Annotated in this window: 17 protein-coding genes and 1 tRNA gene; 2 read left to right on the plus strand and 16 right to left on the minus strand. The window is 43.6% G+C overall.

Annotated elements, in window-relative coordinates; all coding sequences use genetic code 11:
* Nucleotides 1–160: 160 nt before the first annotated feature.
* The 8 genes from LEP1GSC060_RS12975 to LEP1GSC060_RS13010 all read right to left on the minus strand — a co-directional run bounded on the left by LEP1GSC060_RS12975 (nt 161) and on the right by LEP1GSC060_RS13010 (nt 11,784).
* Nucleotides 161–3,967 carry an Ig-like domain-containing protein gene (locus LEP1GSC060_RS12975; protein WP_003005198.1) on the minus strand — a complete coding sequence of 1,269 codons (3,807 nt, stop codon included), beginning with the start codon at nt 3,965–3,967 and terminating at the stop codon, nt 161–163.
* 552 nt (nt 3,968–4,519) lie between these two features.
* Nucleotides 4,520–5,398, minus strand: coding sequence for an alpha/beta fold hydrolase (locus tag LEP1GSC060_RS12980; protein ID WP_003005411.1), 879 nt, complete (start codon nt 5,396–5,398; stop codon nt 4,520–4,522).
* Nucleotides 5,399–5,418: 20 nt separating this feature from the next.
* Complete coding sequence (locus LEP1GSC060_RS12985; protein WP_036096390.1) at nt 5,419–6,717, minus strand: adenylate/guanylate cyclase domain-containing protein; 1,299 nt, start codon at nt 6,715–6,717, stop codon at nt 5,419–5,421.
* A gap of 369 nt (nt 6,718–7,086) precedes the next feature.
* Nucleotides 7,087–8,184 carry a carboxylate--amine ligase gene (locus tag LEP1GSC060_RS12990; protein WP_036096420.1) on the minus strand — a complete coding sequence of 366 codons (1,098 nt, stop codon included), beginning with the start codon at nt 8,182–8,184 and terminating at the stop codon, nt 7,087–7,089.
* A gap of 276 nt (nt 8,185–8,460) precedes the next feature.
* Nucleotides 8,461–9,006: a hypothetical protein gene (locus LEP1GSC060_RS12995; protein ID WP_003005358.1), complete on the minus strand. Its 546-nt coding sequence runs from the start codon at nt 9,004–9,006 to the stop codon at nt 8,461–8,463.
* A 100-nt stretch (nt 9,007–9,106) separates the two neighbouring features.
* Entirely contained in the window at nt 9,107–10,054 is a 948-nt protein-coding gene (locus LEP1GSC060_RS13000) for a fumarylacetoacetate hydrolase family protein (RefSeq protein ID WP_003005298.1), read from the minus strand.
* Between the two features lie 68 nt (nt 10,055–10,122).
* Entirely contained in the window at nt 10,123–10,929 is an 807-nt protein-coding gene (locus LEP1GSC060_RS13005) for an SDR family oxidoreductase (RefSeq protein ID WP_003005344.1), read from the minus strand.
* 486 nt (nt 10,930–11,415) lie between these two features.
* Entirely contained in the window at nt 11,416–11,784 is a 369-nt protein-coding gene (locus tag LEP1GSC060_RS13010; RefSeq protein ID WP_003005290.1) for a hypothetical protein, read from the minus strand.
* 305 nt (nt 11,785–12,089) lie between these two features.
* On the opposite strand from LEP1GSC060_RS13010, the gene LEP1GSC060_RS13020 reads away from it, so the two are divergent.
* Both LEP1GSC060_RS13020 and LEP1GSC060_RS13030 read left to right on the plus strand, forming a co-directional pair.
* A tRNA-Leu gene (locus LEP1GSC060_RS13020) sits at nt 12,090–12,171 on the plus strand.
* 383 nt (nt 12,172–12,554) lie between these two features.
* Complete coding sequence (locus LEP1GSC060_RS13030) at nt 12,555–12,797, plus strand: hypothetical protein (RefSeq protein WP_003005147.1); 243 nt, start codon at nt 12,555–12,557, stop codon at nt 12,795–12,797.
* A gap of 106 nt (nt 12,798–12,903) precedes the next feature.
* Here LEP1GSC060_RS13030 and greA read toward each other — a convergent pair whose 3' ends face one another.
* The 8 genes from greA to LEP1GSC060_RS13070 form a co-directional block, all read right to left on the minus strand.
* Nucleotides 12,904–15,684 (minus strand): transcription elongation factor GreA, encoded by a 2,781-nt coding sequence (greA, locus tag LEP1GSC060_RS13035; RefSeq protein ID WP_003005371.1) that lies wholly within the window; start codon nt 15,682–15,684, stop codon nt 12,904–12,906.
* Nucleotides 15,685–15,899: 215 nt separating this feature from the next.
* Nucleotides 15,900–16,829 (minus strand): flagellar filament outer layer protein FlaA1, encoded by a 930-nt coding sequence (gene flaA1, locus LEP1GSC060_RS13040; RefSeq protein WP_003005124.1) that lies wholly within the window; start codon nt 16,827–16,829, stop codon nt 15,900–15,902.
* Between the two features lie 25 nt (nt 16,830–16,854).
* On the minus strand, nt 16,855–17,574 hold the full coding sequence (gene flaA2, locus LEP1GSC060_RS13045; protein WP_003005060.1) for a flagellar filament outer layer protein FlaA2: 720 nt from the start codon (nt 17,572–17,574) through the stop codon (nt 16,855–16,857).
* Between the two features lie 300 nt (nt 17,575–17,874).
* Nucleotides 17,875–18,714 carry a hypothetical protein gene (locus LEP1GSC060_RS13050; protein ID WP_003005435.1) on the minus strand — a complete coding sequence of 280 codons (840 nt, stop codon included), beginning with the start codon at nt 18,712–18,714 and terminating at the stop codon, nt 17,875–17,877.
* 3 nt (nt 18,715–18,717) lie between these two features.
* Nucleotides 18,718–19,878, minus strand: a complete 1,161-nt coding sequence (locus LEP1GSC060_RS13055) for an LIC10775 family protein (RefSeq protein ID WP_036096396.1) — start codon at nt 19,876–19,878, stop codon at nt 18,718–18,720.
* A 346-nt stretch (nt 19,879–20,224) separates the two neighbouring features.
* Nucleotides 20,225–20,497, minus strand: a complete 273-nt coding sequence (locus LEP1GSC060_RS13060; RefSeq protein WP_003005092.1) for a hypothetical protein — start codon at nt 20,495–20,497, stop codon at nt 20,225–20,227.
* A 203-nt stretch (nt 20,498–20,700) separates the two neighbouring features.
* The gene (locus LEP1GSC060_RS13065) at nt 20,701–22,110 is read right to left on the minus strand and encodes an N-acetylmuramoyl-L-alanine amidase family protein (protein ID WP_003005413.1); all 1,410 of its coding nucleotides are present in this window, start codon (nt 22,108–22,110) and stop codon (nt 20,701–20,703) included.
* Nucleotides 22,110–22,877, minus strand: coding sequence for a hypothetical protein (locus LEP1GSC060_RS13070; RefSeq protein WP_003005159.1), 768 nt, complete (start codon nt 22,875–22,877; stop codon nt 22,110–22,112). The genes LEP1GSC060_RS13065 and LEP1GSC060_RS13070 overlap by 1 nt, the downstream gene beginning before the upstream one ends.
* Nucleotides 22,878–23,000: the final 123 nt, after the last annotated feature.

Raw genomic sequence — 23,000 nt, forward strand, 5'->3', positions numbered from 1 at the left:
TGGGATTTAGAAAATTATGATATACGAAATAATTTTATAAAGAGCAAATCAAAATTCTCGGAGAGTTGCGCCGATCCTTGGAATGATCACCGAACACGAACCGAGACAGTTTACTCCGAGAAAATTTCCTCGAAGTAAACTTTTTTAACTTTGTCTCTCGTTAGAAACCGGATCCAAACTCGTTGGAGTTGGATGCCGCCCCGCCTATCCCGCCGATCAGACCCGAACCGAGGATGATACTCGATGCGGCCGCAGGATTGTTGGTTACGGGTACAGCCGCTCCCGTTGAGTGAAAGATATGGACGAAGTCGTTGGATCCACCGACGATCAAATCGGCAAAAGAGTCTCCGTTGATATCTGCCGCAGCCAACGGACGACCGGGGCCTTCAAACATCGAAACGAGACCCAATCCGGCTACTCCCGCAATACTGACGTCGGCCGCAGCCGTATTCGTATCCGGTCCGATGCCCGCTCCTGCCGGAGTTATAAAAACATGAATTGCATTTGCAGCAACTGCGGATGAGAAAGCGATATCCGCCTTTCCATCCCCGTTAAAATCTCTAACCGCAAGACCGAGCCCTATAAATTGTCCGTGGATTACGCCACTGATGGCGCGAATTGCACCGCCAATTGTTGAATTGGCGGCAAATCCTGCCGCGCCGGGTGAAATGTAAACAACCACTCTACCTTGCATATCCACGTTCGGATTTCCTACGCTTATGAAGAACGGGGCCCCTCCGATTACATCGTAAAAACCGTCTCCGTTGACATCGGCAAGAGCCACGGAATACCCGAATTGAGCGGCCCCACCGGGAACTCCGACGGCAATAGGAGCATTGCCCGTATTGTTCGTAAACGTACTCGGCGCTGCTGCAGTCAATCCTCCGGGAGTGGAACCGTAATACATGTAAATTCTGCCCCAATCATCTCCAAAACCATTATTCCAACCGGGCGCTCCGACGGCGATGTCATCCGAAAAACCGGCCCCTGCGTTCCCATTCACATTTCCCGTAGCGAGTGCATATCCAAATCGGTCTCCGGTAGCCGATCCCGTCTTAAAGGAACTGGCTCCGGCTCCGGCTGCATTGACGGTCGCGTTTGCAATTCCAGCCCCTCCGGTAGAATGAAAGACATAAATTCTACCTTGGCTTGCATTGTAACCCGGCGCACCTACGACCACATCCGTAAAACCGTCTCCGTTGATATCTCCCGTTGCCAATGTATCCCCGAAACGATCCGCATTTAGATTTCCCGTGAGAATGTTGTTCGCAAAACCTGAAAAGGATGTAGTCACACCTACGGTTCCGGATGAATGGAAAATATACACTCTACCGATGCCGCCTACACCGGGAACAGGCGGTGGCGAACCTACGATCACGTCCGCAAAACCGTCTCCGTTGATATCTCCCGTCGCTACGGTTTTCCCAAATCGGTTCGCCGCACTTCCTACAATGATCCGGTTAGCAGCCGGAGCATTGGCGGCGGTAATTCCTGCCGCTCCGGATGAGTGGAAAATGTAAACGAGTCCCTGACCGTATTCCGCGGTTACTAAGTCCACGTATCCGTCCCCGTTGATATCCTTATTTGTCCCTTTTCGGATATTGTTGATAACCGCCGAAGTCGTAACGTTGTTCGAGGTATCCGTTACTCGTACGGAAATCGTATGTTGAGTGTTGGGTAACCAAGCCGTAGGACCGGTAGCAGGAATCGGATATTTCCAAGAAGTAGTTCCGATCATGCCCGCGCTCGTAAATCCGGCTCCATCGATGGAAATTTCAACGCTCGCAATTCCCCTCGCATCGATCGCGGTTCCGATTACAAAACCGGATTCTATTACGCTGTTATCTCTCACGTTTTGAATCGTGACGGTCGGCGGTGTTACGTCCGCCGCCAATCCTGTCGTAAAATTCCAGCTAAATGCGGGAGGAAGGGCGGTCATCGGATTACCCGCAAGGTCGTTCACGTTCGCGATCGTGGCGGTGTAAGTCGTTCCTGCGTTGAGAGGTGTGGGTGCACTAGGAACAAAGGTTGCCGAGGCTCCGGAACAATTTACGGTGCCCAAAATCCCATTGTTGACCGTAAAATTCAAGGTCGAACAATCGATGGTTTCGTTAAAGGAAACCGTAATATTTGCATTTGTCGGAACACCCGTGGCCGCCGCGAGAGGGCTTACGAGGGAAATCTGAGGCGGAGTAACATCGGGAGCGGCTCCCGTAGTAAAAGTCCACACATAGTTCGCAAGCATCGCGTTATTGGAGCTGTCTGTGACCGTATTTGCGATTTTTACAGTGTATGCGGTATTGAATGCCAATGGCGGCGCCGTGGGAACAAAAGATGCAGTGTTTCCATTGCAATTGACCGTGATTGGCACCACAGTAGCCGGAGTCAAAGGATCATCGTCCAAGGTGATACTTCCCAAAACGGAACCGCAATTCATCCCTTCATCAAAAGCGATACTACCGCCCCCATTGACAGACAAGCCGGTGGCTGCGTTTGCGGGTGTGACAAAAACAACGTTCGGAGGAGTCACATCCGGTCCAGGTCCCGTCGTAAAGTCCCAAGCGGCTGGAACCGCAGGATTATTGGCTCCGTCCAAGGCCCCGGCGTTGATTTCCACAGTGTATACCGTGTTAAAAGTAAGCGTGGGATTGACCAACGGATCCAGCGTCCAGGTCGCGGACGTTCCGACGCAGTTTACATTTCCGGTTAGATAAGTGCCCGCCACTTTTCTCTTCACTCGAAAGGAGGCCGCCGTGACCGAGGCACAGGCCATCGGTTCGCTAAAAACGACCGTCGGACTTACATTCGTTCCGATTCCGACGGCATTGGCCGCAGGAGCCGTAAACGTAACAGTAGGCGGCGTAACATCAGGCGCGGCTCCCGTAGTAAAAGTCCAAACGGTCGGTGCAACAGGATTTGCGGATAAATCGGAAATCGCATTCGAAAGAGACGCAGTGTAAATCGTATTGAATGCCAACGGAGCCGTTGGAGTAATTGAGGCGGTGCTTCCCGAGCAATTCACCGTTACGGGAACATCCCCTACCACCGGAATTAAAGGATTGGAGTCTAAAGTAAAATTTCCCGCGATCGTACCGCAATTGACGGGTTCGCTAAAAGCTACACTCACAGATGTATTCACCGAAGTTCCCTGAGCCCCGGCGGCTGGAGATAGAAAAGGAACGGTTGGAGGAGTTACATCAGGACCGGCTCCGGTCGTAAAAGTCCAGCTCTGCGCGCCCGGAAGCGGGTTGTTGGCGAGATCCCTCATAGCAGCCGAAAGATCCACTCGATATATCGTATTTGCCGCTAATGGATTGTTGGGATTCAATGTGGCGCTAGAACCCAAACAATTTACGTTGGCAGGTTCGAGAACGTTGGTTACATCATTTTTAAGAGTAAGCGTTGTATTATCGACCGTCGTACAATCCATCGTTTCCGTAAAAGCGACTTGGATCGACGTATTGTTCGGAACCAGCGCGGCCCCCGTTGCAGGTGTTCTCAAAGATAAGGTAGGAGCCACCGCATCCACGATGGTAGCCGTGGTAAAATTCCAATTCAAATCCTCTTTGAGAGAAATTCCGGTCGAAGATTTAATTTCTTTCGCAATTGTTACCGAGTAGGTTGTTGAACCAGCAAGAGAGGAATTCGGTGTGAGAACTACGGTAGATGTATCCAATCTCAAGTTTGCCAAAATCTGTGTTTGGCCTTGTTTGAGAAAAAATGTGGAAGAAGTTACACTGGAAGCATCCAATGCTTCGTTGAAAGTGACTTGAATGGCCGTATTCAAAGGAATTCCGGTCACGCCGGAACCCGGTGTAATTTGCGAAACCGCAAAGGAACTACCCTCCGCCTTATTGCTCAAGTCCAAGTAAGCAAGAAAGGGCAGGCTATTTTTATTTCCGTTTACACAATTTACGCCCCAAACCACAAATAGAGCCAACAGACTGGTTTTTATTATTCTTTGCATACAAACCCTCCAACGAATCCCTGTGCCTTTTTTTGAGCGGCACTCATTGGATAGAATAGCATAAACAACCGATCTTTATCCCTTCACATTATAATGTGAGTTCAGAGCCCCAAAGTAAAAAGTGACGCTCCTCTCAACGCTAAACGTATTGTCAAAATCACTAATATGAACACTCTATTATGAAATGATGATAATATGTACTTTAGATTAATTGCATTGAAAAAAATTTCGAAAAGAAAAAAGAAAAGAATTTCATTCATTTTATAATCGGAACCCACAAAAATAAGAATTTGAAAAAGAATGCTTAAACTGTAGGCAGTTTGATTACTTGCACAAAGAATTGTTCAATATTAGACTACGATGAGCCAAGGAACAAAATATCTATTACAAATTCGTTACGTTGTTTATTTCCGTGGGACGTTGGTGAATAAGATTTTATAAATTTTAATTTTTGAGACGGCTTTGAGCCTCTTGGTAAAGTTAGGCGGTCTTTCCATTGGGGATACGCAAACCTTCAAAAAGAAAATCGAATATACGACATACAATTTCGATTTAACGAGCGGCTTCTAACAATACACTTTCTAAAAGTTTTTTTTGAGTCCAGGGAATAAAATGATCCTCTTCTTCCAATACGATCGTTGTAAGTTTTGAATCTGAAAATTGAGTTTGAAAAAATTCCAGATTTTGAAAAGGCACCAAAGAATCTTTCTTTCCATGGATCAAAACGATCCTGCATGGAATGTTTTTCCAAAATTTCTCTAATGTTTCCAGTTGGGATTTAAGAGGAAGCATTTCGGCGTTGCTGTTTTTGAACTCATTCGGCAATAAATTACGGACCCAATTCCAATCCGCGATTCTGTTATACCAACGAATTTCCTCTTCCTTTGCGCTCAAAGGAGCCGCCAATAAAACGAGCCTATGAATTTTACGAGTAGAAGACAGAACGATTTTTGCGGCGATCGGACCCCCATACGAATGTCCTACGAGTACGACCCTTACATTTTCGGAGGCTCCGACCAGATTTAAAAAATCATCGATCGCTTTTTCTAAGATATCGGCTTGTTTTGCAACGTCCGGTACGGCTTCGTTAGGTTCCGATTTACCGAACCCCGGCCTATCCAACGTCAAAATACAATACTTTGCCCTTAAGTTTTTGTTTTCCAAATACCAAACATAATTTTGCCAACCTCCCGGAGAACCGTGTATAAATATTAAAATATTCCGATTTTCCGATTCACAACCTCCTGCAACTCCGTAGATCCGTATCCCTCCCCCGTCCAAATAGAGTTCTCTAAGTTTTACTCCGGATTCTTTGAGTTGTATCAGGCTCTCTTCCGGTTTTTTTTTGAGATCTTCCGGAACCGTACAGGAAACTCCCAAAAGCAGACAAAACCAAATGAAAGGGAAAAAGAAAACCGAAGCTGACGGCATATAAGAAGTTCCTAAAATTCTTAAGTAGGAAATTCCCCTTTTTGAATTTGAGAGTAAATCCGAAAAAAAGTTTTATTGGGTTTCAATTCGTCTTGAGGATCGTGTAATTCTTCTCTGATTTTTTTTACGAGATACATATCGATTTCACCTTTGTTCTTCGCTTTAATTTTTCCTCTGTGTTCGCAGATAAATAAATCCTTGATCTTCTCGTAAGTTTCGCTGGAAATATTGACTTCTCCCGGGATTCCGGAACTTTCCATACGACTGGCGGTATTGACCGAATCTCCCCATATATCGTAGGCGAATTTTTCGGTTCCGACCACACCCGCAACCACCGAACCCGTATGGATCCCAAGCCTCAGTTCCCAATAGGGTCGACCGTTACTTTCTCTCTCCCGTTTTTTCAAACGCATAAACTTTTGAAATTCAAGTCCGCATAACACCGCATCTATGGAATGAGTTTTATTCGCCAGAGGAAGTCCTCCTGCGGCCATGTACGCGTCTCCGATCGTCTTTATTTTTTCCACCCCGTGCCTTTTGACGATGGAATCGAACTCTCGAAAAAAAAGATCGAGTTCGTTTAACAATTCCTCCGGCGACATCGTTTCCGCGATTTTTGTAAACCCCGCCATATCCGTAAAAAGCACCGTGACACTTTCGTAACGAATGGGAACAACGAAATCGTTTCTCTTCAATTCCTCCGCCACGGTTTCGGGGAGAATGTTCAGCAAAAGGGAATCCGACTTTTTTCTTTCTATGTTTAAATTTCTGGTTAGGATGAAAATTAAAATTCCCGTTAAAATCTGAACGAATAAATAATTTCCTCCCGCGTCCAAATAACGTTCGGTATCGTTCGGATACGTCTTAACAAGTTCTCGATGGAAATATTCGATTCCGTAAAGAAACGCGGTTGCGGCCGCGTAAATCAAATAAACGATCCATACGTTATGATTTCTTAGCAGTATGGTCGCGATCACAAGAGCGGGAATGAAATAATAATGATTACCTCCTATCGAACCTCCGTTAAAAAACCACATCGAAGATAGATAGACGAGGATGATAAGATTAAAAGGCCAAAACAGAGAATAATAGATACTCTTCACCCTGGAAATAAAATACATTCCTATTAAAAGAATTCCCGAAACGAAATTCAGGAGAAAAATCACCATGAAGTTTTCCAGATAAAAGGAAGAGAAGGCTCCGAAAATATTCAAAGTTCCGTTTACGAACGCGACCGTATTAAAAAGTCTGTGTTCGAGGGAATTTTTTTTAGGATCGCCAAACAAGAAATAAACGATTTTAAGAACTGGATCAGTCACGGTTTTTCACCTCGTCCGCTTACGATTTTACGATTGGAAACGAAATCCTTTTTCGCATAACATAAATTCACAAATCATACTTTCGATTTTCAAGGAAATTCAAACGTTCCGATCGAAGATTACAAATACAAAATTTTCCGATTGCGGATTTTAAGTTCTCGGAAGTCGCGTTCCGTCAGCCCGAAGTTGGATATCATCAAAACCGCCGTTATATTTTTTTTCAAATGAATTCGTGATTTGAAAAATTGCACTTATACGAACGGTTCTCTTACCGATTCCTATAAAATTGAGTACCGTTATTTTTATCGCAAAATACGGTTTCAATGCAAAATATTAGGTACTTCATTATATAGTTATGAGTAGGTTTTTTCAATCCGATCGAACGTTTACCTTTCGATTTCCTCCGTAAAAAACGATCAAGGTTTTTATGATTTCACTGAGTTTCGTTTTGGGAACTCCCCGTTTCCGGTTTTCGAAACCGATTCGAAAGAGTAAATTCCATTGTTTGAATAAGATCGTATACATTCTCCAAATCGAAAAATCGGGGTCGTAAAGATTCGTGGATTCGGAAGTGATTCCGTTCAATTCCACAATTCCAAAATCCTTCCCCAGTTTTATTTTTTCATCGGATCGATAACGAACGTCGTATCGTCCGAAATAAAATCCCGAAAATGTTTTTGAAATTCGATCGATCTCCCGTGTGAGCTCTTTCGTGATCAAAGAACTTCCGTCCGTAAAAAGTGCGCCCTGACAATGGTTCCCCGCTTCGGCCAATCTTTTTTTTTCTCCTAAGGATAACACCGTCTCCCATTCTTTTACAAACCTTTCTTTAAAAACTTTCCACTGGTATTGAAATCTAGGATGTTTTAAAATCAACTCTCCCAATGTGTTCGTTCCGTTTCCTTCCAGGATCGGAAAGATTTTTCTCGTAATCGATAAAATTTTTCCTTCGTTTTCGTTCGGGAAACGGTAGTAAAAAATTCCCGCTTCTTCCGGACCCGGATGATATTCTTGTACGATCAGATCCACGTTGGTTTCCTTCAGATATTCGAGAACCTCGTTTTCGTTTTTTACGAGTTTAACCCCGGAACCTCTTTGGCCCGCGTTCGGCTTTAGTATATAAGGAAATTTGAATTTCCTTTTCAAAGTTTCTCTTTTGATGAATTCGAATCCCTTTTCGACGTTCGACTGGGTTCCGGATACTTTAAAAAATTTTAATACATTTTCGGAATTCATATTCTTTAATATTTGTTCCTTGGATTCTCCGACCAATCCTCCCAAAGGAATTCCGGGATTGGCCGCGCAGATCGTTCCCAATCCCCTGTAACGAACCGTTAGATAGGCGATATAAGGGATCAGAGGCGCGTAAAAAAAACAAGCCGGCCAAAATTCTGGTCGGATTGATTTTTTAAGACGAATTTTCCCAAAAACGATTTTACTACTTATAGCCGCACTCAAACGTTTCATAAAAAGTTTTTTAATCCGAATGTCTAAGCCTGAAAAATTACGAACTCTCTCGGTTTGATCCGTTAACGTGATGCAGATCTTCCCATTTAGAAGTTCGACTTGAAACTTCGTTTTCTCCCTAAACAACGTGAGTTCGACGTAAGAAATCTTGGGCGAATCGCTCGCGAATTTCATAGCTAAAATAGCTCGCGACCGCGCTTTTCGTTCCAATTCCTTCGGAATTTCCACTACAATCGCTTTCGCATTTGTTATACCGAATTCACGTTAAACAGGTTTTTACGATTCGGAACTTTTACTTTGTGCGTCCGTGATGCCGATTGTTTTTTGGAATTGAAGGGTCGATAACGCTACTCCGAATTCTTCCGGCAAAAAAATACTCCGTAAAAAACATTCCGCGTAAAGTTTAATAATCGCCATATGATGAATCGTATGATCCTGAACGTATAAAAATTCCCGTTTTAGAGTGGTGATCGTTTTTCCCTCAAGACCCGTGACCGGATCGATAAGATATACAAGTTCTATCATTTTATCTTCGTCGATTGGTTCGAGTTTTCCCAATAGTTCGAAAATTTTATCCCTTGCGGCGAGGGGAGAAATTTCGTAAAGGGGATTTCGTTTTCTCCGATCGTAAGATACGTTTGCAGTTTCGAGTCCGACGGTTAAATTTTCCAAAACCTCGATACAATGTCGAACGTGTTTCCCGATACTCGAACCCGTTACCTGTGTTATGTTTTTCGAATATTCCTTTTCTTCCACCGCGGATAGGAGATCGGCGAGTTGGTTGAACGTATATTGAATGTTCTTGTATTGTGCGTATAACATCACGAACTTCTTCGGATTAAAACTTTTGAAGTTACAAAATAGGGTCGGATTCGCCCATTTTCCTACGCCGAACTCGCGTTCAATATCGTTTTTCGCCGGATTATTCCGCTACGACGTTTAAAATCTGTTCTCCCAAATCGATTTTACGATCCGGAGTACGAATCGTGGAACGTACGACGTCCCCCGGGCGCAAATACTGAATCCTCTTTTTTTGGCCCTTGATAAAAAGGTCCCATTTTTTTCTCTCCGATAAAAGACTTGCAATTTTTTGAATAAACTTTCCCGGAGCTCGGAGCGCACATCCGGAAGGAGTCCCCGTCAACAACACGTCCCCCGGAGATACATTACAAAATTGTGATAGTTCTAAAATACTTTCCGCGGGTTTAAAAACGAGATTGGAAGTTACGTCCTTTTGTCTGATTTGATCGTTTACCGAAAGAGTCAACTCCAAGGACTCCAATAGCTCGAAGTCTCCGGGATCTAAAACCGCGAGATAAGGACCGGAGGGACAAAAGGTTCGATACGATTTTCCTTTATACCATTGCATCTGAGGAATCTGAACGTCTCTTGCGGATACGTCGTTCGCCATAAAAAAGGCCGCCACATATTCGCCGACGTTTTTTGTATCGAGCCTTAAGGTCGAATCGAAGGTTTTTCCGAATACAAGGCCGAGTTCGATTTCATAATCCAGAAGTTTTACGTGAGAAGGACGAATAACGTCTCCAGTGGGCGGAGAAAGAGACGCGTCCGATTTTGTGAAGAATAGATTGTACATTTTATCGTCCGGATCAAGACCGGATTCGATCTGATGTTGTCTATAATTGGCTCCTTGACAAAGGATCTGACAAGGTGCGGTGATCGGAGATAAAATGGAAACGTCCCGGATACGGATCGGTTTTTGTTGGGAGTTTTTTTTCTTTTTCTTTATAAACTCCAAAAAATCTTTCGTAGTGCAGTCCCCGCAGTCCAAGGGAATAATTTTGTCGTCTTCTATTTTTCCCCAATTGATTTTGTTCTTTCTGCTGAATCGTACATAGTTCTTTGCCATACATTTATATCGCCTATCTCAAATTGAATCCTTTTCTAATCTTCAAGAGTCAAGTCTTACGGAAAGTTTTAAGTAACCTTCGTCTTTGCAATGAACTTCGCAAAAATTCCGGGAAAAAATTTGTGCAAGAAAACTCCGAACCTTTCTCTCGGGCCCGCGATGATGACTTCGTTTTTACCTTCCGCAATTGCGTCTAAAATTCTTCTCGCACATTCGTCCGCGGCGATTCCATTTTCGATGACCGAGTCCATCTTTCCTTGTTTGCTTCCGTCTCCTTGGAGTGCGTTGTTTGAAATTTGAGTCCGAACAAAGCCGGGATAGATTAACGTTACTCGCACTCCTTCGGTTGCATTTTCCGCGCGCAGAACTTCGTAAAAACCGGTCAGAGCCGCCTTGGTCGCGCTGTATCCGCTTCTCAGCGGAACTCCGAATAAACCGGCGACGCTGGAAATCGAAGCGATGACTCCGCTTTTTTGTTTTCGCAAAATCGGAAGCACAGCAAGAGACAGGGCGATGTTCCCGAAATAGTTCACATTCATCAACTTCTCGTACGTATCCAGACTGGTTTCGTAAGTGTAGGAACGCTGGCTGATTCCGCCGTTATTGATCAATACGTCTATTTTTTGAAATTGATCCGTCGCTTTTTTCGGAAGGTTCTTTAGTTTTTTATAATCTTCTAAATCGAGAGGAAGAACGAGACTGTTCGTTTCGGTTAGACCGCATTCTTTTTTGACCCTTTCCAATTCCTTACTTCTCCTCGCGGAAAGTACGATCTTGGCTCCCCGCCTTGCCGCCTCTTTTACGAGTTCTTCTCCGATTCCCGAGGAGGCCCCGGTGATCCAAACTACCTTATCTTTGTAAAACGTTCCGTTCATTTGAATTCCTTCCGATTCGATTCAGCCGTGTTTTTCGAGTTGAGATCGTTTTTTTAAAAGCGACGGTTTCAAAGAATCGATCCTGTTTCAAGAATTCTTTAAAGCGAAACGGAATTTTTGAAGGACATATTGTCGAATCGATAGAGTTGTTGGAAAATTGTTATTCCCTGAGAGTAAAGTTGCCTGAATCGCCCGACCCACACAATACAAGCCGATTCAAGAATTTATTTTTAAACAACTCTAATATTTCTCTCTAAACTCAATCTCACTCCCTGGTGCTGCGACCCTTAGGGAGCAGTGCCACTTTAGTTACCAGGGTCGTTCGAGAAACTCGAGTGCAACGCTCTCTACGGATCGCGTTGGGGAAACTCGAGTGCATCGCTTTCGCATCGATTATACCAAATTCACGTTGGTTATGGGTTTACCGTAAAAGCTGCGTTGTCTGCAATCATCAAAAGAGAAACATAGAACCGATTTGGACGAGTCCTAATCCCCTTGTGAACTTACAAAATAACTTTTGATTAAAAAAAGCCAGAGAAGAGCGCCCCAGAACCAGAGTGAAATCACATATAAAAAATATAATATTCCGGTCGGCCATCCTCTTTTTCTAAGGAAATGAAATAAAATCGCCGCGAAAATAAAACCGAACGGCCATAACAAGCTCGCATACATCGCTACAAGCCAGACGTTGTCCCCGTGTAAGGAATCCGGGTGCGGAAACAGTGATTTTGAAATCGGAAATATCAAATAGTAAAGTCCGAACCCAAGCATTCCCATACTGAAAAAACCTAGGAATACAAAAATGATACAAGCGATGACGCTGAATTGTGCGTTGCCTGTTAGGGATTTCCACATACGTAATACCTGTCGGATTGAATTTTTAGAAAGCGGAATGATTGTGTAACCATACACAATGGGATCTTTTTTTTTGGAAAGCGGGTTTCGATGAATTTGAACTTGTGCAACAGTTTCTTCCTCGGTTTTCCGTTTGGATGCCTACAACGTGTTCTTTAGTTTTTTTTTGCGGGTTCCCTCGTCGATCTAAACGTATAGCCGAACGTCTCGAGATTGTGAACGAAGGCGAGTGACCCGATTTTAGAAAAGCTTTTCCATGAAACCGCTTGACTTCAAAAAAGATTCACAAACATTGGAAGGACCACGCGAGTATGGTGGAATTGGTAGACACGCCAGATTTAGGTTCTGGTGCAGAAATGTGTGGGGGTTCGAGTCCCTCTACTCGCAAATTCTCTTCTTTTGCCGCTTAAAAGCCGGTCCCAAAATTATCTACAACTCGTTCCCGTTTTTAAAATCTTCCATAACAGCCCGACTGTAACGATTTCGAATCGATTGCAGGAAATATTTAAGAATTTAGTATATTCAAAAGTTCGCATTCGTTTTATGGGACCGAAAATCGGATTGAAACATTTTCGCATAATAAAACGTCTAAAAAATCTTCTCTTACGGATTTTTTGTCCGGGGGTTCCTATACGATAAGAGTCGGATTTGGAAAAGACAAAGGTAAAATTCGGGATTTGAAGACGGATCGTTTCCGATAAAATCAAATTTTTGGATCGGACCGAAATCGTTTTAAAAAGACCATACGATCGGGAAAAGGAGAAAAAAAAATGGCAAATATAATGAAAAGAGATCGGGTACGAATCCGTTTTCTCTGCGATCAAGTAGGAGAACTAAAATCGAAAGGGCTCAACGTTCGATCGGTATTCGATCAATGTTGGAATAAAATCCCGGAAACGATGATTCAAAAACTCAACGCGGAAGAGTTACATCTCTATATTCAACGTCATATTCTTCCGGTTGAAGTCGCGTCGATCGTCTCGGATAAAAACTACAAAAGCAAAACGGCGTAACACAATACTCATACATCGTTCCCTATGGATCGCTCGATAACAAAAAAAGTCCCGAATCGAAAACCGACTCGGGACTTTTATAGATTCAATTTTTTGAATATTTTTCTTAGTCTTCTTGAGTCTGTAAGGAAAATCTACCGATGTCAAGAATCGTATAACGGGTTTCCGTACCCGTAAGGTTCAGAACGGCCGAATCTCCCGTTTTCTTACCGAGCAAAGACTTAGCGAGAGGAGATTGGTAACTGATGATGTGTTTTTCCGTATCCGCGTCCCAAGCCCCCAAAATAGAATAAGTCACCACTTCTCCCGTGGACTCGTTTTTGAGTTTTGCGGAAACTCCGATATTGATCTTGTCCGTTTTGACGTTGGTAAGATCCAAAATAATCGCACTCTTGATTTCGGCTTCGAGTCTTTTGATGGCTGCTTGCAACTGAACTTGTTTTTCCATCGCGGCCTTGTATTCCGCGTTCTCTCGTAAGTCCCCTCTTTCCTGAGCTTCCCCGATATCTTTGGAGTTCTCCGGCATTTCCACGTTGAGAAGATGTTCGAATTCTTCCTTCTTCCGATTGAGGGCGCGCCTTGTAACGAGAATCGCACCTTCCGGAATCCGGTTGAGAATATCGTCGTCCTCTTCATCCTCGTCCTCGTCTTCTTCCCAAGCGACGTCCGGTTTCAACTCTACAATCAGAGAATACAAACGTTCTTTTTCCAGATCGGTAAAATACGGAACCTCTTTGTAAAGCGCGTATAACTTGCGGATATATTCGGAATCTCCGGAGTGAATCGCTTCGCGGAGAATCTCGTCGTCGTTTCCATGAAGGATTTCCTTACATGCGTTCTTAAGTTTGGTTCCTTTATCCTCGATCTTCGCGAGAGGTTTAAACATACGGAAAACCTTCAGAATCAGTTCAAGACGTTCCTCTTCTTTGGAAGAGACAAGCCATTCTCCCTCCCATATTTTCGTGAGAATGGACTTAGCGACCCAAATGAAAACTTCGGGAGTTTCTTTCGCTCTGACTCCCGCAGATTTGATAAACGAATTGAGAAGATCGAACTTATCCTCTTCTTCCAAAATGGAGAAAACGTATTTGTTCACCTTGATCGGAACTTCAAAAAGAATTCCGGTCAAAACTTCCTCCGGATTATGCGCGTGTTTACGAACCAAATTCACGTAACCTTTTTTGACTTCCACGTTTCCGATTTTTGTGGAAACTTCAACGAGATTACTCACAGGCAAGGACTTGATGAGTTCCGCAATTTTTTGTTCGTTGAGATGTCTTGGAATTTCCTCGTCTCCGAGTTCTTCCGACGCGGTTTGCAGATATAAAAACGCTACGATCTTACGAACAGGATCGGCCGCTTCCTCTTCTTCGTAATAAAAATGATTGAAGGCTTCGATCGCACCTTCCGCGTCTTCGCGGTTATCCAAAGCTTCCATAGCGATATCGAGTTTTTTATTCGCGTCCGTCTGGTGAGCAAACTTTTCCGACAACTCTTCCGACAAAGAAATCGCCTTTTCACGATATACGAGTTCGTCCTTTTTCTTAGGATCGAATCCGATGTTAGGTTCCTTTTTGATTATATTCTTGGCTTTGTTCCACCATTTGGACCATTCCGCGAGAGGCAGGAATTTTCCGGAAACTTCGGATTTGATATCGGCGGTCAACATTCTGTTGTTGAAGGAGGTCAAAAGTTCCTTAAAAAAATCGGGAATATTGTCCTTAAAAAGATCCGTGATCTCTTCTTTGTTTTCGTAATATTTTACCCAGATATGATCTTTTTTCAGAGGTTTTAAACTCGTGATCGCCATTTGGATCGAAAGTTTATGATCCTTTTTGTCCTTGAAGTCCACAAAAATGGAATCTCCGTTAGGCGAAATCGAAGTAATTTTCCCCACTCCCCAGTTTCTATGGAGAACGTAGTTGTTCGTATCGAACACGATATTTCTTTCAAAGTTGGCGATACAAACCTTGATCGGTTTTCTGTTGTTTCCGATCTCGGACATTTTGAGAAAATCTTCCAAAAGGGAATGATTGGCATACTTCGCTTTATACGCTCGGATGAGTTCGTTTCTTGCTTTGTTGGAAGAAGCCTCGTGTTCGAGAATCTTTTTTAAAAGATAAATCACCTTGTCCCAGTCTTCCAACTGTTTGTAAGGTTCTACGATCGGATAAAGATAACCGACAAGTCTGGTTCTTTCCCTATGACCCAACATGATTCTTTCGATTCTTTCGAAAAATTGAAGGTCTTCGTGATTGTTACTTACGATGATCGACCAGATTTCCTTGAGTTGAACGTAGTCTTTCGTCTTCGCGAACGTTTCGATCGCCTGTTTGAGATAAGTGATCGCCCTTTCCTTATTCTCGTCCAAAATGGAAAGCGCGTATTTTTTTAAAATTTCGGGATTCTTACGGTCGTGTTTGGCGAGTTTTTCCAATACGACTTTGAGTTCTTTATTCTTCTTTAACTTTTCAAGGGCTTCGGCTTTGTATTTGAGGGCGAGTCTTTGATCTCCGTATTTCAGGATTTGATCGGTGATGTGTTCTATAATCGCCCACTTACCGGCTACTTTAAAAGATTCTAATAGGTTTTTTAAAAGACCGGAGTCGCTGATCTCCCCTCTTTCGAGAGAAAGAATTCCGAGTAAATATCTTGCGGAGATGCTGTCTTCGTGTTCGGAAAGATATTCCTCGATTTTTCGTTTCGCATCGTCTATTTTTCCGGCTGATTTATAAAATTCGATGAGGTCGTCAAAAATCTTAAACTTGGATGCAGGAATGGAGTTCGCGTCCGTGCGAACATAAATTTCTTCGTTGAAAAGAGATGTCAGCTTATCCAGATCGCTGGCCGGTCTGGATTCCGTAGTTGCTGATATTTCGTTAGACATAGGATACTCCACCGATTGAGTCTCGGCTTGATGAAAATTGGGACGTTTGGGGTTAAATTCCTTTCTGACAGCCCTGTATTTATCAATTATAGACGAGTTGGCTTATCCGTAAACCAGAATTTAAAGAGAAGGGAACTCCCGGTAAAATCAAACGATCGACCTTACCGAGAAGAAGGAAAGACGGGATTTATAACATCCCGTTGATTTTTAAAACTTTATTTGTTGGCGCCGCCGCCGCATTCTTTTTCGACTTTTGTCTTGAGCATCTTATCCAATTTATGTTTGCTCTTGCAATCCTCATCGTCGAAGTCTATCGAAGCTCCGTCGAAGTGAACTTCAAACACATCCGAAAGAACTCTCAACTCGTCGAAGAAAAGATAAACGGTCTCCCCGCTCGTATCGGGACGAGAACGAATCTTAAACTGTTTGAAAACGATCGTCTTTACCTGAGGATATGAATTTACGTCCTGAGGAACTCCTTGCGGGATATAAACCGTCAAAGGTCTCCAACCGATAAAATCGAGAGAGCCGAATTGAAGAATGTGTGTGTCCCCTTTCCAGTCTTCGATCCAACCTTCCAGGTTGTATTCGTTTCCTCTTCCACAAACCCAAACGGAAAGAGCCTTACTCACACCCGGAAATTCAACTCCGTAGATTTTAGAAACCTTTCTCTGATTGTTGGAATCCAAATAAGCCTTGGTACGAAGGACCTCGTATTCGGGAACTCTCGGCGGACGAATCGTTACCGTGTTTTCTCCCGGATAAGTGAACTGAAATTTGACTCCGAGAACCTTAGCCGTTCCCGCGTCCACGTTCTTGATATCTCCCGGTTTACCGGATATCAATTTCACTTCCCGTAGAGACTGTGCGTTTTGCGCGGTCGATTGATAGGCCGACGCCTGTGCGCCTTGGGCTGGTTGTGTGTCCTTATCGGTTAAAACTTCCCAACCGTACGCCGCGGAAGAAGCGGGATTATCCCAGGATTCCACGGTGATGGATCTGAGTTCCAAACCGCTTACGTCGATACCGGTTGCGGTATCGATCCCACGTTTGCCTTTGATGATGTTTTGTCCGTTAACCAAACCCAGAAGAATCGCTCCTCCGAGAATCGTTGTAAGTGTCGCTGTGATTTTGAACGAGTTCATGAAACCTGCTTCCTTTCCTTGAAGATTACCAGTTATCTTTAATTTCCGATCCGGGATACTTCGCATCCGATTTATCGGCGCGTACTTCCAAATCATCGACATAAAAGTAGAATTGCCCGCCTACTTCGTGAACGTCGCTGAGGGCAAAAAGAGATACGAAGTGAAGATTCTTATCCAAAAGAGCGAACCTCGTACTTTGAGGAACGTAACCCGGAATCGTAGCGGTGAGTTTTCTCCAACCGAAATAGTCCAATCTTCCCAGACGGATATTATGCGTGTTTCCTCTGTAGTCTCTCAACTTAGCGAAAAGAGTATGACGGAATTTTCTTCCCAGAGCCCAGATGGAAAGCTGACGCGCTTTTCCCTTTACGATATACTCGTGAGGAGGAAAAACTTCCACTCTGTCAAAACCTCGATTGGTATAGTTGGTTTTGATTCCGAGGATATGATTCTTTTCGATCTGATCTCCTCCGTTATCCGGAACCGTGTTCTCGTCGAACACGTCTCTCATCAATCCTCTTTGAACCATTTTGAGAAGTTTGGTTTCACCCAGAGGAGTCGTAGATTTCGCTCTCCAGTCTTCGGCCTCTTCGAAATTCTCTAGAATGAGTTTTTCAAGAGGATCCGGGTTCGCCCCTGTTTGCTGATTTCCACCAGCCTGATTGTTTCCGGTTTGCTGGCTATAGACACCTGGTACAGCAAGAATGCAAAGCAGTCCGGCAAGTAAGATGATCTTCTTCCTCATGAGAATTTCTCCTGGTTACAAAATAAAAAATAAAAAATCGTTTTTAGATCCCGATCCTTCCCAAGAGCTACAACGGCTCTCTTCATTTCGTCAAAATTCTCTTCCGTAAAAATGAAAGTGAAGAATCGAATAGAACCAATTTCCGAAAATCCTCTTTCCAACATCTTTTTCCATTCTTAAGAATTTTTTAGAAGAAAGAGAATCCAATTTGGTTCTGTATAAATATCGGAAGATAAAGGATCAAAATTAGCAAACGAAAAAGTTTTTTGACAAATCGTTGATTTTTTTAAAGACCGAAACTCATTTTTCCTTACCGAAAAATTTCCCCAAAAAAATACAAAGGAACCAGGAATAATTGAGAAAGAAAAGTCCCGATAGTCCGTACATTCCCGCCCGAACGAGTTTCCTTTCCGGATTCCGGATCGGTCGGAAGATCGTGGGATGTTCCGGAAGGGATAATTTATAAATTCTTCCCGCATCCTGAACGGAAAGTTTGTAATACGGATATAAGGAATGGTTTTTTAGATTTTCACCCCAAAAAAAGACGGAATGGGCCCAAGTACAAGTCGGCAATTCCATTCTTTCGCAGGCGACCCATACCGGAATCGGGTCCCCTTTTTTCCAGTTCGAAGAAACAAGTGGCGCAACGTGAAAGTAAATCGTCTTGGCGCGTTTGGGTTCCGTCCTCGCCTTGCTGATTGCGGATCTGGATGAGACATAGTCGGTAAGAATTTTGACGCCCCGAAAAACGAGGATACGATCGTTTTCGAATTCTCCGTTTTGCGAGAATTGGGAAAGGTCGACGTTTTTTCCGACCGGAAGTCCGAGGAAAAATCCAATGCTATGACTGATGTAAAGAGCGGAAACTCCCGCGGACAAAAGACTTAAAAACAAAGCGACGTAGAGAAGATTTCCGAATTTCGAACTCAGTCGGATGACCCAAAAAAGAAGAGGCAAAAACAAAAATATCAGCAAGGCCACCGTGAGTAATACGGAACCGTAAATTCCCAAAGGAATAAAAAGAAGCGCCATTCCGTCCACGAGACAAAATCCGATCAGGAGCAATTGCCAGGTGGAATCTTGCGAGGGTTGTCCCGGCGGGAAAGGACGATCTCCGGTTTTTACGAGCGCGAAAATCATAGTTCATTCGACGATTAGTTTCCGGTTCAATTGTGACCAGATTTGTCGGATGCGATCCATCTGTTTTTCCGGTCCGGATATGGAAAACAGAAGTCCTCGATTTTCGCGTAAATAATATTTTTCCAAAAGGATCAAGGGGACTTTTCTTCCGTCTTTGTGAAAGGAATCGAAACGACTTACGTAGGAATCTTGTTCCTTCTTTCTTCGAAAGTTCGTTTCTAGGATCGTTCTAGAATTGATTCCCCGTTTGAGATCCCAGAGTTGAAAATAATTTTTGGAAGTATAAACGGCCGCAACAGGATGGTACGAGAGTCCGATCGTAAACAAAATTCTGTCGGGTCGATAGTAGAGAAACTTTTCGGACTGAGACCGGTACATTCTTTCCAATTCCGGTTCCGGTGAAGATTCGTTTTTATTTGCGAGTTCGGTCTTCGTTGTTTCGGAAGTAGTTTGTGTCGTATTTTGCCCTTGTCCGTTTATCGGTAACGTTTGATAAAATCTTCGAACCTTCCAGACGTGGTCTCCCTCGGTTCCGCTTTCGGGCGTTTCCGGTTCCGGGAAATAGTGTTTCCAATCGTCCGTCGTTTCCAGGGAAAATCGGAACGGTTCACTTTCAATTTTTAGAATATTCTTTTTTGTGCATCCGTAGGGATCGGTGAGATCGTCCACCTCCCCTCTTTTGTGGGCCATGTGTTTCATCAATCGGCTCAACTCCTCCGTTGCGCTCCCGTATCCTTCGGGAACGAGTTTTCCGAATTGAAATCTGTAACATAACCCGATTCCTTTTAACAAACGTATCGCCGAATAAGGTTCTCCGTGTTCCGCCAAAACCTTTGCCTCGCTCCGATGTACGTCCAGTTCGGAAACGTCCGGAAACACCTCTTTGAAGTCCCGGTCCACAATAAATTCCACCCTTCCGTCCTTGTAGAACCGGTAGTTTCTTCCGTGTAGATCCGTCTTCCAAACAAAATGAGCGTTGGACCGAAAAAACTTCATCACTCGGTTGTAGAGAACGGCTTCCTTTTCTTCCTGGTCCGCATACCAGGATCCCCGAAGCAGCGGATCGATGGAAGTTGTCGTTTGTGTTTGTGCGAAAATCGACGGTATAAAAAAGAAAAAAGGCAATATCTTCATAAAACTGAATATTCTAATTTTTTGATTCATCCGCTTAGACCATTTACTTCCTTCATCGAACAATTTCCCACCGTTTTTTCCAGTACAGAAATAAGACAAAATGGCGCCCCTTCTGGGCTTGAAAAGCGTGGGTTAGATGCAAGCATTTACCACAAAACTTAAAACAATCGCAAAGATTCGCGGCCATTCCGATAAAATCGGACGGCTGGCGGACAAACTCTAAGCGACGATACTAGGAATCATGGGTTAGAACATTTACCGAGTAAGGGAATTTTACCTTGTTAAAGGCGTCGGCGGCGATCTTGTGTAAATGACGTTCCTTAAAACGAATCGAGATTCAATTTTGGGAACTTGTGCGCCTTTACATAATTGTTCGTTAATTTTTAGTACCGTCTTTATGTGTCGGAGTGGTAAGTCGATATTTTCTAAGATTCAATGTGTTTTCGATCGAGGCATATCGATTATTGTCTTCAATGACCTCGCCGCTGGAAACCATCTTCGCTATCAATAGAATCACTTTACCACGATTGTAGAACGAATCTTTAAAACCGATTCGTTTAACAAGTTCGGGTAACGCCAAAACACCTCCGGCAGCTTCCAGTTCTTTGCGAATCAGCGGCTCAAATTTTTTTCTTCTTCGTGCTGCCATTGACCTCGTAATCGCCAATTCCAAAATAAGGCCAAACCCTAAGATAACAATCGTCGTAATAACTTCTTCATCCATGACAAATACCCTTTGAATTTTATAAGGAGTCGGCGCATTCATACATTCCTTTTGAACCTTCAAAGGGAAACTGCGCGAAATGGCACAGTTCCACTTCCCGCAAGTTTTGGAATATAATAAAAATATAATTAATCACTTACAATCTGAAAATAATTTCCTTCTTTTCGCGTTTCGTAACGCTTCCAGTTGATTTTTTTACCAACCGGAACGTAGGGAAAATTTTGATTTTTGATTTTGAACCCGTGAGCCAAAGAATAAATACCCGCCGCAAGGGAAATGGCCACGTCCTTTCTGCGTTTTGTCATTAGGATCATGTCTTTTTCCTTATCGATATAACCGATTTCCAAATAGGCGGAAATCGCGTTTATAAAGGTGGGTAACGCGTAAGTGGAAAGATACGGTTTGTTGATGGGGCCCGGCTCCGGAAATTTTTCTTCGGTTTTTCTTTTACGGAGACCGTATTGAACGAATCTCATCAGCTCCGCGGCAGCGTAGTGATTGTCTCCGCCGAAACCTTCTCTTCCGTCTTCTCTTCTCCAGAGTTCGGGCGTGGCCTTTTCTCTTTCCCAGAATTTTCCATCCGCGACAAAGTGTTTATGACTTTTGGAATATTGACCTTTTCCGCCGACTTTTGCGAGTTCTTCCCAACCGGGAAGATCCTTGTATTTCCAACTAACCATGTTTTGGCGATAACCTTCGAACGCGGATAAGTCCGTTTTTTTACCGCTCCGATTCGGCCAATAACCGTGAAAGTAAATCCAAGCGTCCGCGACCGCGTTCTCCGTTTTGGACCAACCTTCCTTAAAAACCATCCACTCTTTCCAAGGAGATTGTTCGAACTTTACCTTATCGTATCTTCCTTCGGAAATTCCCTTTAACGCGTAGAAGGTTCTGTACGAAGGTGTAAGCACCGCAGCCATACCGCCCGGATGTTCCTTATAACTCGGATTTAGATGAAGGGAAACAACCAAGTTCGGCTTTTCGGCGTTGATAAACGAAATCCTTCCGCGTTGGATCGTTTTCGTTTTTTTATCCGGATAATCGAAAAGACGATACGGAGCGTTCGGATCCTCGTTCGCGGAATGTTCCCCTTCTTCCGCGTTTTCGTTTCGGGTCATAACCGAATCGATTTCGATCCAAGGAAGATCGTCGTTCGTAAAGGACTTCATATAAGACCGAAAAGTTTTGAATCCCTCTTCGGTTTTAGTAAGATCCAAAATCTCCTTGAGTTCTTTAGAAAGTTCTAATACGATCGTTTTCTCCTGAATCCCTTTGAAAGACGCACCCGACTTATAGAGTTCGAGATATTTGTCCGCGATCGGATCGTATTTGTCTCCGTGGTCTTCCTTGGGTTTGAGGTCGACACCTCCGTGTCCCGGATCGATCACAACTTTAAAGGTTTTAACGGGAGACGGGCGAGCGGGTTGTAAATCCGGTTTTTCCCGCTTTGCAGGACCGGCCAAAAGAAACGGCCCCGAAAGCAGAATGTAAAAAAGGATGAAACTGAGGAACGAAAAAAAATTTTGAAAACGCCTCACTATTTTTTCTGAGATTCCTTATTGTCCGAACTTTCGGAAAACACAAGATTCCGATTATCGCTTAAGTCTATTTTATATTTTTCGCGAACGTTCTTACTTTCTTCCTCCGGTTTGAGTTTACTCAAAATGGAAATCCCGTATTCTTTTGCGATACGAAAGTGCATAAGAGAATCCTTATATCTTGAATCCTTACGCATTCGATCCGCTTGGATCATTTGATAGTAGGCGATTTGAAGTTTATGATGATTGGTCGAAATTTCCCTGCTGCGAGCGGAAATCGACGGAACCGAACCGTTCTGGGTTTGTTCCACGCTTACGATCGTATCCGCGCATTCGCCCAAAAGTTGATCCGTTCTTTTGTTGTAATGATCCGAAAACTTATTGTAGAGTTTATCCATACTTTCCGTGGTTTCCCGCATTTTTCTTCCGGCTACGACGTATTGCCTTCTATAATAATAATGAAGCGCGTCGTTGTATTGTTTCCAAATGGAATTCAAATCCTCGTTGGAACCTTGGACGTTGGATCCGAAATTTTTCGTAACGGTAACGAGTGCGTGAATGTCGTTTTTTACTTTCTCCTTGATGGAATCCAAAGTTCTCGCGTAACGAAATTCCTCCAAGTAATCTCCCTGATACTTAGGATCGTTAGTCGCGCTTGCAAGCTCGCTTCCCTTGTCCTCGTCTTTGGATGCGCTTGATTGAGCCGAAATCGAAAATGCCGCGAAGAATAAAACTAAAATTGAAATCCGGAAACTTTTGAATGACATACGAATCTCCTGCACGGAAGTATAACACAGCGTTTTAAAACGCAACTAGTATTTTGTCGCTTTCAATCCAACAACAAAACGGATCGTTCGCGCGTCTTTGCGAGGAGTTCCTTGAATTCAAAT

The sequence above is a fragment of the Leptospira weilii serovar Ranarum str. ICFT genome (assembly GCF_000332415.1).
Lineage (GTDB): Bacteria > Spirochaetota > Leptospiria > Leptospirales > Leptospiraceae > Leptospira > Leptospira weilii_A.

What these genes read in the sequence shown, in the direction of transcription:
- LEP1GSC060_RS12995 (WP_003005358.1), bottom strand. Translation starts at nt 9,006, where the DNA reads ATGTTATACGCACAATACAAGAACATTCAATATACGTTCAACCAACTC.
- LEP1GSC060_RS12980 (WP_003005411.1), bottom strand. Translation starts at nt 5,398, where the DNA reads ATGCCGTCAGCTTCGGTTTTCTTTTTCCCTTTCATTTGGTTTTGTCTG.
- LEP1GSC060_RS12990 (WP_036096420.1), bottom strand. Translation starts at nt 8,184, where the DNA reads ATGAAACGTTTGAGTGCGGCTATAAGTAGTAAAATCGTTTTTGGGAAA.
- LEP1GSC060_RS12975 (WP_003005198.1), bottom strand. Translation starts at nt 3,967, where the DNA reads ATGCAAAGAATAATAAAAACCAGTCTGTTGGCTCTATTTGTGGTTTGG.
- greA (WP_003005371.1), bottom strand. Translation starts at nt 15,684, where the DNA reads ATGTCTAACGAAATATCAGCAACTACGGAATCCAGACCGGCCAGCGAT.
- LEP1GSC060_RS13005 (WP_003005344.1), bottom strand. Translation starts at nt 10,929, where the DNA reads ATGAACGGAACGTTTTACAAAGATAAGGTAGTTTGGATCACCGGGGCC.
- LEP1GSC060_RS13030 (WP_003005147.1), top strand. Translation starts at nt 12,555, where the DNA reads ATGGCAAATATAATGAAAAGAGATCGGGTACGAATCCGTTTTCTCTGC.
- LEP1GSC060_RS13010 (WP_003005290.1), bottom strand. Translation starts at nt 11,784, where the DNA reads ATGTGGAAATCCCTAACAGGCAACGCACAATTCAGCGTCATCGCTTGT.
- flaA1 (WP_003005124.1), bottom strand. Translation starts at nt 16,829, where the DNA reads ATGAACTCGTTCAAAATCACAGCGACACTTACAACGATTCTCGGAGGA.
- flaA2 (WP_003005060.1), bottom strand. Translation starts at nt 17,574, where the DNA reads ATGAGGAAGAAGATCATCTTACTTGCCGGACTGCTTTGCATTCTTGCT.
- LEP1GSC060_RS13000 (WP_003005298.1), bottom strand. Translation starts at nt 10,054, where the DNA reads ATGGCAAAGAACTATGTACGATTCAGCAGAAAGAACAAAATCAATTGG.
- LEP1GSC060_RS13050 (WP_003005435.1), bottom strand. Translation starts at nt 18,714, where the DNA reads ATGATTTTCGCGCTCGTAAAAACCGGAGATCGTCCTTTCCCGCCGGGA.
- LEP1GSC060_RS13070 (WP_003005159.1), bottom strand. Translation starts at nt 22,877, where the DNA reads ATGTCATTCAAAAGTTTCCGGATTTCAATTTTAGTTTTATTCTTCGCG.
- LEP1GSC060_RS13060 (WP_003005092.1), bottom strand. Translation starts at nt 20,497, where the DNA reads ATGGCAGCACGAAGAAGAAAAAAATTTGAGCCGCTGATTCGCAAAGAA.
- LEP1GSC060_RS13055 (WP_036096396.1), bottom strand. Translation starts at nt 19,878, where the DNA reads ATGAATCAAAAAATTAGAATATTCAGTTTTATGAAGATATTGCCTTTT.